This is a genomic window from Bacillus sp. RC251 (assembly GCF_044908765.1).
GTDB lineage: Bacteria > Bacillota > Bacilli > Bacillales > Bacillaceae_G > Bacillus_A > Bacillus_A wiedmannii.
Window position 1 is genome coordinate 354508 of the sequence record NZ_JBIYDP010000001.1, and the last position, 12491, is coordinate 366998.

Sequence of the window (12491 nt, forward strand, 5' to 3'; positions counted from 1 at the left end):
ATTTTGCAAATAGTATGTGATAAGAACATTACATATAAGTAGGTGAAGGCAATGTTTCGTTATTTTAAGTTTAAGCTAAATGATACAGTACAGTTTGCAGAAAACGATGGGCATATGTATCGCATTGTCGGTTATCGGTTAGAAAAAGGATTTTATCCAAAAGATGAATGGACTCATATCATTTATGAATTGCTTAGAGATTTTGATGGGTATACGATGGATGCGGAAGAGGAGGAACTTGTAAAGGTCATTCAAGTAGAGGATGAGTATTACAAAATACAAGAAGTATCGGGCTATCGTTATCCAGTAAAAATGAAGCAAAAACAACAAGTGATGAAAGTAGAAAAAATTGATGACTTATTAGATACGTATAATGATTATAAAAGATTGGCGGACTTCTTTAAAGATTTATCGTATGAGCAAAAAGCGGAAGAAGTATTGCAGGAAATGAAACGGCGTAGAGCGTGAGGGGGCCAGTCTACTATAAGACTGGCCTCTATTTTTGACGGTGCATCAAATTGTGTTTTCCGTTACAATGAGAGAATCAATAGAAATAAGGTGATACAGTATGGAAACGAAGAAGAAGGGCGAATGGTGCGAAATTACTGTTCCAGCGAAATGGAATGGCATAAGTATTGATTCGTTATTAAAAATAGAATGGGAAATACCGAAAAAGTTGTTACATCAGCTTCGTATGGAAAAAGGTATTACCGTTAACGGAGAACAGAGAAGATGGAATGAGCTTTTAAAAGAAGGCGATAAGTTACAAGTGCATATGTTTATCGAAGAAGAATACGATGTAGAGCCTGAATATGGTGAATTAGATGTAGTATATGAAGACGATCACGTACTCATCGTAAATAAGCCTGAGAAGATGGATACGCATCCTGCGGAAAAAGGTGGGATGGGAACACTTGCAAACCTTGTTGCTTTTCATTTTCAAATGCAAGGTTTAGAGACGAAGGTTCGTCATATTCATCGGTTAGATAAAGATACGACAGGTGGTGTCGTGTTTGCTAAGCATAGAATTGCTGGTGCAATTATGGATCGTTTATTAATGGAACGAAAAATTAAAAGAACATATGCGGCGCTTGTGGAAGGGAAAGTAAAAGGTAAGCAAGGAACAATTGACGCAGCTATTGGAAGAGATCGCCATCATGCGACGAGACGACGTGTTTCTCCAAAGGGAGATCAAGCTATCACATTTTATAAAGTAGAGAAGTATTTTAAAAACCAAAATGTTACGTTCGTAACGTTACAATTAGAAACAGGTAGAACCCATCAAATTCGTGTTCATATGAGCTATCATGGTAATCCATTAGTTGGGGATGTATTATATGGTGGACAAACGCAATATATGTCCAGGCAAGCATTACATGCGATGAAGATAAACTTCTTACATCCAATTACGAAAGAAGAGATCGAAGTGGATGTACCATTCCCCGCAAAATTAAATGATACAATGAAAGAATTTCAAAGAATGAATGCGTAAAGTGTAAGTTTAAATTTGAGAAAAGTAGATTCTTGCAGGAATTTCTCTAAAAGAAGCGAAGCCGTTAAGAGAAAAGAGAGGTGAGAATTGCTTGGTCAAATATAAATACATACTAGGAATATTTTTCGTTTGTCTTTTAGTTACTCTATGCCTCTATCCATATTTACCAAATGAGATGGCTGTACATTGGGATGAAAATGGTGGGCCGAACGATTTTATGAGTAAACAAGTTGTTATAGCATTTATTCCTTTTTTTCTTATTTTTTTACATGGATTGATGTATATTATTTCACATAATATATATAAGTTTAATGAAGGCGAGCATGTCATTATAAGTGGATTTCTAAAGACGATTACTTTATTTATGTTGTTTATCCATATGCTCATTCTCTTTATTAATTTTGGAAGTATGATATCCTTTCAAACAGGACTAACAATTGGGATTAGTATGTTTCTTTTTATGCTTAGTAAGTTGTTTAAACAAGTTCAGAGTACGGAAAAAGACCCAATCAAATTACAAAAGATCCGTTTAGTGAGTAGGCGGATTTTTCAAATGATGGCATGTAGTATATTATTTTCATTATTTTTGAACTTGAAGTGGGGGTTTTATGTATTACTTAGTGTAATAAGTAGTGGTTCTATTTTGTTCATGTTTTACATTTTATACTCATACATAATAGAAAGTTATGAAACATAAAAAAGAGTCTTCTCATTATGAGAAGACTCTTTTAATCTATTTACTTCGTAATAAATTGTTGTGTCCAGTAGTTGCCGCTTTCTACATAGCCAACACCGATGTGAGTGAAGCCGTTATTTAAGATGTTTGCACGGTGTCCAGCACTGTTCATCCAAGCTTGTACTACCTCTTCAGGTGTACGTTGGCCTTGAGCGATGTTTTCACCTGCAGATGTATAAGAAATACCAAATTTCTTCATCATGTCAAACGGAGACCCGTATGTAGGGCTGTTATGATCAAAGTAGTTATTCTTCTGCATATCTTCAGATTTAACACGTGCTACTTTGCTTAATTCAGTATCAATTTTTAGTGCTGGTAAGCCTTGTTTTGCACGTTCAGCGTTTGTTAATTCAACAACACGTTGTTCGAATTCGCTTAAAGATTTTGCTTCTTCAGCAGGCTTTTGCTCAGCAGGTTTTTGTTCAGCTGGTTTTTGAGTATTGTTGTTTTCAGCAGGTTTTTGAGCTTCTGGTTTTTGAACTTCTTCAGCAGGCTTTTGTTCAACTGGTTTTTGCTCAGCAGGCTTTTGAGTTTCTGGCTTAGCTGTTGGTTGCTCAGTTACAACATTTTCAGTTGGTTGTTGACCAGGAATAATGCAATTTGGTTGGAAGTTTCCTTGTTGCCATTGTGCTAATGATTCCACGCCCATAGATTGTAAGAATGCTTGTAATTCTTGTTGGTTCATTTGCTTCATCATCACTTTTGAATGCTGAATATTTTGAACCTTTACGTTAGATGGTTGTACTGTTGCAGCTTGTGCATCTAGAGAAGATACTCCTAAAGTAAGAGCCGTTGCAGCAGCTACAGATAATAAAACACGCTTTTTCATGATGTGTGTCCCCCTATATAAAGTTTTAATTTGTTTTCACACGATTTGTTTTTGACAGCCTGTCTGACTGACAAATTCATCGTAGCATAGATTTTGTGAGAAAAAAGATGGAAAAAAATTCATAGACTTAAAAATTACCTAATTTATCCTAAGAGGGGAAAAGAGGAAAAATAAGAGAAACATAGAGTATAAAAGGAATTTTCAGCATTTTTATACTTGGTTTTAAGAGGGGTATTTTGGATGAATTTACCTAAACGGAAAATGAAGAATCCTATTGTATCAATGGTTTGAGAGTTTTTTTTAGGAATATACTGGATTGATTTTTACAAAACTGTAATGTATCTGTTGTTCTTTTTTATAATAAAGTAACATACTTTTAATATTGTAGCGGACAAAAAAGCGGCTATCTCTTTACATAGACGAAGGAGATAGCCGTTTTCCTATTATTACGTATGTTACGAGTTATTACGAGTTGGTTTCAATTGCTTCTAATAATAAATCTACAATGTGAATTCCTCTCATTTTATGAGAAAGTCCTTCTCGTTCAATGCCTAATTTCATTTGTAGTAGACAACCTGGATTTGCAGTAACAATAGTTGCTGCTTCTGTTTCATGTACACAGTCCATTTTATAATCTAGAAATTCCATGGAGAGTTCTGAATGAACAATATTGTAAATACCAGCAGAACCACAGCAGCGATCCGCATCTTTCATTTCACGATATGTTGCGCCTTGAATTGCTTCTAGTAACATACGAGGTTCTGAAGATGTTCGCATAACATTGCGTAAATGACAAGAGTCTTGATACGTAATAATTTGCGATGGAAGTCGTAAGTCATTTCGTTTATGGAAATCTAGTTCTACTAGAATAGCAGTAATATCTTTAATTTTAGAAACAAACTGCTTTGCGCGTTCAGCCCACTGTGGATCATCTTTTAAAAGATAATCGTAGTCTACGAGATAAGCTCCGCAACCACCTGCATTCGTAATAATATAGTCGATATTTAAATCTTCGAATGCTTTTATATTTCGTTTCGCTAATTCTTTCGCTCCGCTCTTTTCACCAGCATGCCCATGTAATGCACCGCAGCAACTTTGTGTTTTCGGAATAACGATATCACAACCAGCTAACTGAAGAAGTTTCATCGTTGCGTTATTTGTTTCTAAAAACATCGTATCCATTAAACAGCCTGTGAAGAATGCAACTTGTTTCTTTTTTGTACTTTCAGCAGGTAAAAATGCAGGACGATCTTTCATTGCTTTCATTTTAGGGACTTTTGGTAAAACGAGATCCATTGTTGCAAGTGTTTCAGGGAATAACTTCATAATACCCATTTTATGTGTTAGTGTTTGTAAACCAGAACGTTGGTAAAATCCGATTAACCCTGTTAATGTTCTCATTCGATTTTGATGCGGGAAGAGCCCTTCAAAAACGACTTTACGAACGGCTCTCACTGGCACCGAGAACTTTTTGTTTTGATTTATAATATCACGAGCTTCTTCTAATAAATGTCCGTAATTTACACCTGATGGACAAACAGGTTCACAGGCACGGCAGCCAAGGCAAACATTCAATGTATTTTCAACATCTTCATCTGGTTCAATTAAACCGTCAACGACCGCTTTCATTAATGCAATACGTCCTCGTGGTGAATGTGATTCTTTATATCCAGATTGAATGTAAGTAGGACAAGTAGGTAAACAGAAACCGCATCGCATACAGTTTAGTAGTTCATCTTCACTTAATCTTTCTTTAAATTCTTTTTGAATGTTTTCTTTATTTAATGTTGTCATCGCTCAACCACCACTCTTTTGCGAGTGTCTTTCGCGAACATCTTGCCAGGGTTCATAATGTTATTTGGATCGAAGGCTTGTTTAATTCCTTGCATGGCAGCAATACCTTCTTTACCTAATTTCATTTCTAAATAAGGAGCTTTCATCGCACCAACACCATGTTCACCAGTAATTGTGCCACCAAGTTCAATTGCTTTCGCAAATATTTCAGCAAAAGCTTGTTCAGCTCGGTGCATTTCTTCTTCATTACGAGCATCTGTCATACAAGTTGGGTGTAGGTTGCCATCGCCAGCATGCCCAAATGTACAAATAGGAATATTATATTTTTTTGCAATGGCATTAATAGCTTCAACCATCGGAGCTATTTGTGAGCGTGGTACCGTTGCATCTTCTAATATTGTAGTAGGTTTTAATCTTGCAAGTGCTGATAGTGCACTACGGCGAGCTGTCCGAAGCGCATCTGCTTCCGCTTCATCTTTTGCAATGCGAACATCGACTGCATTCATAGAGCGGCAAACGTTAGCCATTTTTTCAATATCTCGATTGACAACTTCAGGTGGACCGTCTTGTTCAATTAATAAAATTGCTTTTACATCAGTTGGTAAACCGATTTGTGCAAACTCTTCTACTACTTCAATTGTCGGCTGGTCTAAAAACTCAAGTGTCGCTGGAATGATTTTATTTGCAATAATAGAAGAAACAGCACGTGCAGCTTCATTAATATCTTCATATAGTGCAAGCATCGTTTTCTTCGTTTCAGGCATAGGAACAAGTTTTAATATTGCTTCTGTTACGACGCCAAGTGTTCCTTCAGAACCGATAAATAAACGAGTTAAATCGTAACCGGCTACATCTTTTGCTAATTTACCGCCAGTACGAATAATATCGCCATTTGGTAAGACAAGTTCAAGACCCATCACATAATCACGTGTTACGCCATATTTTAATCCGCGTAATCCACCTGAGTTTTCATTAATGTTACCGCCGATTGTAGAAATTTTCATCGAGCTTGGATCTGGTGGATAAAATAAACCTTTTTCTTCTACCGCTTTAATAATATCAAGTGTAATTACACCAGCTTGTACAGTAATTGTTAAATTCTCTTCATCAATTTCTAAAATGTTATTCATATGGCGGAAGATAAGGACGATACCGCCTTCAAGTGGACATGTCCCCGCGCAAAGGTTTGTTCCAGAACCACGAACATATACAGGAATTTTGTGAGTGTTACATATTTTTAACACTTCAGCTACTTCATTTGTATTACGAGGAGCAATGACTGCATCAGGCATTGCTTGGAAGTTTGGAGTGGCATCATAACTATACGTTAAACGCCCCATATTGGATGTATCTACATTATCTTCGCCAACAATGGATACGAATGAATGAATAATTTGCTTTTCTAACATTGGAAATCCCCCTCAAACTGTTAACGTATTTAGTCATCATAAAAAACGTTGTAACAGTGCTTTCATTATAATGATAAAAAAGTTGGGGGATTCTTTCTATGTATAATCATCTAAAGATTAATCTTTTTTATCATTCTTTTTTGTCTGATTATCTAATAAGAGGAGCGAGAAGTATAAAATGTTTAAGTCTTTGAATTGTTTCGGGTCAAGTCCTGTATGCTCCTCAATCTTTTTAAGTCTGTAATGCAATGTGTTAATGTGTATATGTAATTGTTCAGCTGTTTGTTTATAGGATTGGTTATAATCAATAAATAAGCGTAAAGTGTGCATAAGCTCAGGAGATGATAGTAAGTTTTCGATAGTACGCCTTAGAAACTGTTCCCGCGTTTCAGCAGAAATATCTTGTAAGCACATTTCTAAACGTAAATCTTCATTAAATACAATTTTTTTCGTTTCAAGTGATACGGAAAGAGCTTGTAATGCTTGTTCGTACGATAAGTTCATATTGCTTGGTGTAACGGATTGTCCAATCCCAATATATAAAGGAATAGAAAACAAAGTTTCACAGTCTTGTTTTAATCTTTTTAAAAATTGATACGTTTGCTCTTTGGAGTTTGTGGCTGTAAATAAAATGAATCGATCATTTCCCCAACGAACAAATAGATGCTCCTTTGTTAATAGATTGCGTACGTGTTGCCAAATCTTACGCTGAAGCATCGTGTCATTTTGATCGATAGAGAACAAAATAAGTTGTTTCTTCTTATATAAATCAATACCAAGTGTTTTTGCGCGATCGAGAAAGCTTGGAGACCAGTCTGTATTTTGAAGCCAATCAAAGACAAATGCTTCATAAGAACGGTGTTCAAGTTCCAGTTGTTCTAAAAAGTAGTTTTCGTGAATGAGTAGTTCGGTCATTTTACGTAATATTTCTCCGTATTGTGAAATGTTTTCAGGTTCGCCTGTAATTCCAATGACACCAATTACTTCGTCATGAAATAGTAAGGGGAGGTTCATACCCGCCTTTACGCCTTGCAAACGTCGTTCATCTTCTTTTGTAATAATGACAGTTTTCTTTTGTTTCGCGCATCGGAGTGCACCTTCATGAAATTGGCCGATTCTTTCTACATCTGTACTTGCGATAATAACGCCTTGTATATTAATGATAATGATATTTTCTTTAATTAATCTGCGTACTTCTCGTACAATTTTATTCGCTAAATCAGGAAAAAGCATAATTTGCACACCTCAAATTCTATTTGTTGTACATTATATATGTAAATAAAGTAAGAAAGGAAAATTTCACACTTTCCACACATTTATTTGTTATTTTACAATTATAACGAAATCATCCGAAGATGGAGGGAATCTTTTGAGAAAGTATGTTTTTCTTCTCTGTTTTTTATTTCTATTAGTAGGGTGTCAAGGAAGTTCATATACACCGATTGCTAAAGATAAAAGTGTTATTATAACAACGAATATAAAAGAAGGTAGTATTAGTTTTGTTGATGAAAAAACTAAAAAGTTAATTACGACATGGGAACTTAATGAGCCAATGGCAGGAGTTGCACTACTTCCAAACGGTGAGGACATACTTGTATATGGCAAGCAGTTAGAGTACATGTATGTATATTCACTAGCAGAAGGAAGGCAAGTGGACAAATATAAAACGGGAAAAGGCATTGTAAATGTGATTGTATCCGAGGATAAAAAACAATTATTTGCTGCCGATCAAACTGCCCAAAAGGTAAGGTTCTTTACGATAAAAGGGAAAGAGACAGGGAGTGTATCAACAGGAAAAGGACCAATTACGATGGTAGAGCACGATAACCAGTTATCTGTATTAAACTTTTATGATACGAAGCTAACGACCATTGATACAAAGAAAAAAGAAGTGATACAATCCTTTATGATTCCCCCAGCATCAACGGGAGCGACAATTAGCCCGGATGGGAAAGAAATATGGATTGGCGGACATGGTGATGGAAATCAAGTCAATGAAAAAGTATTAGTGTATTCATTGCAGAGCGGAGAAATGGTACGTTCTTTACATGCTCCGTTTATGCCTGTGAATATAACGAAGGATAATAAGAATGTATATGCATTAAGTCACGGTTCGAATACGCTTAGAAAGTTTGATGTTAGCACGTATAAAGAGGTGGCTTCTGTAGAAGTAGGATCGAATCCATTTGCATTTTTGAAGAGCGGAGCAGAAGGATACGTAGCAAGCTATGATAGTGATGAAGTGTGTGTCATGGATATGAAGAGCTTGAAAATAAAACAAACAATTAAAGTCGGAAAAGGGCCGTTTCAACTCATAGAGAGGGAAGGGAAGGACAATGAATAAATATAGGGTGCTAGTTGTAGATGATGAAAGTGATATGAGGCAGCTTGTTGGAATGTACTTAGATAATTTCGGATACGAGTGGGGAGAAGCTGAAAATGGAAAAGAGGCTCTAAAAAAATTAGAGACTGATCATTATGATTTCGTTGTATTAGATATTATGATGCCAGAGATGGATGGACTTTCAGTTTGTAAAGAAATTAGAAAAACGTCGGATGTACCAATTATATTTTTAACAGCAAAAGGTGAAGAGTGGAATAGGGTGAATGGCTTGCGTATGGGAGCAGATGATTATATTGTAAAGCCTTTTAGTCCTGGAGAACTAATTGCTCGTATGGAAGCTGTGCTAAGACGTTATACAAAGCAAGAGCAACAAGAAGAGATTCAGTTTGGACCGATACTTATTAATGAAAAAAGTAGGAAGATTGAGGCTGATGGTGAGTCGATTTCTCTTACAGTAAAAGAGTTTGATTTACTCTATTTTCTTTGCCAACATACGGGACAAGTATTTAGCCGGGAACAATTGCTGGAAAAGGTATGGGGATATGATTATGCCGGAAGTACAAGAACAGTGGATACGCACGTGAAAACGATGCGTTTGAAGCTTGGAGAAAGTGGAAACTACATTCAAACGGTTTGGGGTGTAGGCTATAAATTTGAGGTGTAACGTATGTTTACGATGGTACAGAAGCTTTGGCTTACAGTAGTATGTGCAGTATGTGTAACAGTTTCCTTTCTTTATTTTGTATCTTTATACTCGTATGAAAAACTATACGTTGATAATTTAAAAGATTCATTAGTAATGGAAGGGAAACGTCTTGCTGCGCAATATGATAAGCGTGAAGGAATAGCAACTTTTGAAGAGAAAGTAAGAGCATTTGATCAAATATCTAGTTCAGATGTTCTTTTCGTATCTAATCCGCGTGATTTAAGCGCGTGTTTACCTTTTGATGTGCATCATCATTCTCTTATAAGTGAAGGGGACAGGCAAGCATTATTAGATGGAAAAACTGTGACAAAAATAGGGTATGAGGAACATTTTGACCGAAATATTATGGGGGTTGTCATCCCTGTTTTAGAAAATAAAAAGTTAGTTGGCATTGTATATTCTTATATTCCTTTAAAAAGTATAAAAGACTTAATATATGATATGGGCCTTATTTTAGCGCCATTAGCACTTGCTATGACTTTACTGACAATATGGATTGGTAGAAAGATTATTATTGCTATTACGAGACCGCTTTCGCAAATGGAACGAGTTGCCAATCATTTGGCTACGGGAGATTTCTCAGAACGGATTACAATTTCTTCCGAAGATGAAATTGGACGATTAGGAAAAGCATTTAATAAAATGGCAAATTCTTTAGAGACAGAAGACGTAAAGCGTAAGGAATTTTTAGCTAACGTTTCGCATGAACTAAGAACACCACTTAGTTATATAAAAGGATATAGTGAAGCTATTTTAGATGGTGTAGCGAAGGGACCACAGCAGGAAAAAGTAACACAGCTCATTCATAAAGAAGCGGGTCGTATGCAGCGTCTCGTTCATGATTTATTAGATTTAGCACAATTAGAAGGTGAACATTTTCCGTTAAAGAAACAACCTATCGTTTTTTCACAACTGATTGAAGATGTGTTAGATACGTATGAGATTAAGTTTATAGAAAAGAAAATTCGTATTTCAACAAATTTAAATCCAGAAATCATTGTAATGATTGATGAGGATCGTATGCAACAAGTGCTTCATAACGTGTTAGATAATGCGATACGGTATACAAATCAAAATGGGGATATTGTGATAACACTCAGGCAGATAGATGATTACTGTGAATTAAACATAAAAGATACAGGAATCGGTATTGAAACAGAGCATTTAGAAAATCTTGGTGAACGTTTTTACCGCGTTGATAAAGCGAGAAGTCGTCAACATGGTGGAACAGGTTTAGGCCTTGCCATTGTCAGACAAATTGTTCATATACATGATGGACAGTGGCGAATTGAAAGTGAAAAAGGGCATGGAACGACGGTTAGTATTAAATTGAAAATACAAGTTGAAGAAAGCATGTTCTAACGTGAAGGACATGCTTTTCTTCATGAGTGCAATGAATAGAGGAATAAATATAAATTAATATCAAATAAATATTAAAAATTTGACGATTTTATGAACAAAACATTTGTACTTCTTACCAATTCGTTCTAAAATAGTTATGATGCAAAGTTCTTATAAATCGTTTCAATTGTTGTTTGGAAGATACTGAGGTGATTTAACTGGAGTACAAATCTATTAAACCGAAAAAGATTTACGAAGAAGTATCTGAAGCTATTTTAACAATGATTAAAAATGGTACGTTAAAACCTGGTGACAAACTACTTCCTGTACATCAATTAGCTGAGCAGTTTCAAGTGGGTAGATCTGCTGTTCGTGAAGCGCTAAGTGCGCTAAGAGCAATGGGCTTAATTGAGATGAAACAAGGAGAAGGTACATATGTGAAGAATTTCGATTCTTCTTCATTAACAAAATCATTAAACAATAAATTATTAATGAAGAAAGAAGATATTTTAAACTTATTAGAAGTACGAAAGGTGCTTGAAGTGGGGGCAGTTCGAGCAGCTGCGGCAAAACGTACGGAAGATAATTTGCAAAATATGAAGCATTGGTTAGATGAAATGGTAAAGAGCATTGGAGATGAAAAGGCTGGCGAAAAAGCAGATTTTCAGTTCCATATGGGAATTGCGGAGTCTTCGCATAACAACATTTTGCTTGAACTCATGAATCACGTTTCAGAGATGATTGCTGAAACGATTGGTGAATCAAGACGCATTATTTTATATGGTGAACAAACAACATCAGAACGACTTATAGAAGAGCATCAAGTTATATATGATGCAGTGTTAAAGCAAGATGTAGAATTAGCGCAGCAAGCAATGCTAGATCATTTAACAAATGTAGAACATATTGTCACAGGTAAAAACGATATAAATTCGTAATTTAATCTTTTAAAAATCAAATTTTTTGATAAAATAGAGAAAGATTAAGTGAGCGTTTTCTTTATAAGAGGGAGAGGATAGGCCATGATTGAGCCTACTTCTTCTTTCCTTAGTCATCTGATGACCATATGTTTGTTGGTGGAGTTGTAAAAAGGGGGAGTAATAATTATGAAAGTTACTTTATTTGTTACTTGTTTAGTCGATATGTTTGAAACAAACGTCGGCAAAGCAACAGTTGAAGTGTTGGAGCGTTTAGGTTGTGAAATTGAATTTCCAGAAGCACAAGTTTGTTGTGGTCAGCCTGCTTATAATAGCGGCCATGTAGAAGCAGCAAAGGAAGCGATGAAACATATGATTGAAACTTTCGAAGATGCAGAATATATCGTTACACCATCTGGTTCTTGTGCGACAATGTTTCATGAGTATCCGCATGTTTTTAAAGATGATCCGAAGTGGGCTAAACGTGCACAAAAGGTTGCTGATAAAACATATGAATTTACACAATTTATTGTAGATGTTTTAAAAGTGACAGATGTTGGTGCAAGCTTACCAGGGATAGCTACTATTCATAAATCTTGTCATATGACACGCCTGCTTGGAGTAAAAGAGGCACCAGGAATTTTATTATCAAACGTAAAAGGATTAACTGTGAGAGAACTGCCAAACGAACAAAATTGTTGTGGGTTTGGGGGAACGTTTTCAGTGAAGATGACTCCAATTTCTGAGCAAATGGTAGATGAGAAGGTAGATAGTGCAATGGAAACAGGTGCTGATTATTTAATCGGTGCAGATTGTGGGTGTTTGTTAAACATTGGCGGACGTATTGAGCGTTTAGGAAAAGAAATAAAAGTAATGCATATTGCTGAGGTACTAAATAGTCGCTCATGAAGGGGGAACATAAG

At 35.8% G+C, this 12491-nt stretch carries 12 protein-coding genes; 8 read left to right on the forward strand and 4 right to left on the reverse strand.

Features of this window, described 5'->3' with window-relative positions; translation table 11 throughout:
• Positions 1-51: 51 nt before the first annotated feature.
• From ABH961_RS01835 to ABH961_RS01845, 3 genes are all read left to right on the forward strand, one after another.
• On the forward strand, positions 52-468 hold the full coding sequence (locus tag ABH961_RS01835; RefSeq protein WP_000490295.1) for a hypothetical protein: 417 nt from the start codon (positions 52-54) through the stop codon (positions 466-468).
• Positions 469-568: 100 nt separating this feature from the next.
• Positions 569-1492 (forward strand): RluA family pseudouridine synthase, encoded by a 924-nt coding sequence (locus ABH961_RS01840; RefSeq protein ID WP_048545049.1) that lies wholly within the window; start codon positions 569-571, stop codon positions 1490-1492.
• 91 nt (positions 1493-1583) lie between these two features.
• Positions 1584-2189: a DUF1648 domain-containing protein gene (locus ABH961_RS01845; RefSeq protein ID WP_060489453.1), complete on the forward strand. Its 606-nt coding sequence runs from the start codon at positions 1584-1586 to the stop codon at positions 2187-2189.
• Between the two features lie 40 nt (positions 2190-2229).
• Here the strand turns inward: ABH961_RS01845 and ABH961_RS01850 are convergent, their stop codons facing one another.
• From ABH961_RS01850 to ABH961_RS01865, 4 genes are all read right to left on the reverse strand, one after another.
• Complete coding sequence (locus ABH961_RS01850; protein WP_098047512.1) at positions 2230-3057, reverse strand: CAP domain-containing protein; 828 nt, start codon at positions 3055-3057, stop codon at positions 2230-2232.
• Positions 3058-3522: 465 nt separating this feature from the next.
• A complete protein-coding gene (locus tag ABH961_RS01855) occupies positions 3523-4851 on the reverse strand; it encodes a (Fe-S)-binding protein (protein WP_048545043.1) in 1329 nt (442 codons plus the stop codon).
• Entirely contained in the window at positions 4848-6260 is a 1413-nt protein-coding gene (glcD, locus tag ABH961_RS01860; protein WP_046957068.1) for a glycolate oxidase subunit GlcD, read from the reverse strand. Before glcD ends, ABH961_RS01855 begins: the two co-directional genes overlap by 4 nt.
• Positions 6261-6377: 117 nt before the next feature.
• Positions 6378-7493, reverse strand: coding sequence for a CdaR family transcriptional regulator (locus ABH961_RS01865; protein WP_088062558.1), 1116 nt, complete (start codon positions 7491-7493; stop codon positions 6378-6380).
• Positions 7494-7629: 136 nt separating this feature from the next.
• Between ABH961_RS01865 and ABH961_RS01870 the strand changes: the two genes are divergently transcribed.
• From ABH961_RS01870 to ABH961_RS01890, 5 genes are all read left to right on the forward strand, one after another.
• Complete coding sequence (locus ABH961_RS01870) at positions 7630-8604, forward strand: YncE family protein (protein ID WP_001234162.1); 975 nt, start codon at positions 7630-7632, stop codon at positions 8602-8604.
• Positions 8597-9268 (forward strand): response regulator transcription factor, encoded by a 672-nt coding sequence (locus ABH961_RS01875; protein WP_098077820.1) that lies wholly within the window; start codon positions 8597-8599, stop codon positions 9266-9268. Before ABH961_RS01870 ends, ABH961_RS01875 begins: the two co-directional genes overlap by 8 nt.
• Positions 9269-9271: 3 nt before the next feature.
• Positions 9272-10672 (forward strand): sensor histidine kinase, encoded by a 1401-nt coding sequence (locus tag ABH961_RS01880; protein WP_000494801.1) that lies wholly within the window; start codon positions 9272-9274, stop codon positions 10670-10672.
• A gap of 227 nt (positions 10673-10899) precedes the next feature.
• A complete protein-coding gene (locus tag ABH961_RS01885) occupies positions 10900-11589 on the forward strand; it encodes a FadR/GntR family transcriptional regulator (protein ID WP_255256195.1) in 690 nt (229 codons plus the stop codon).
• Positions 11590-11757: 168 nt separating this feature from the next.
• Complete coding sequence (locus ABH961_RS01890) at positions 11758-12477, forward strand: (Fe-S)-binding protein (RefSeq protein WP_000869144.1); 720 nt, start codon at positions 11758-11760, stop codon at positions 12475-12477.
• Positions 12478-12491 lie beyond the last annotated feature (14 nt).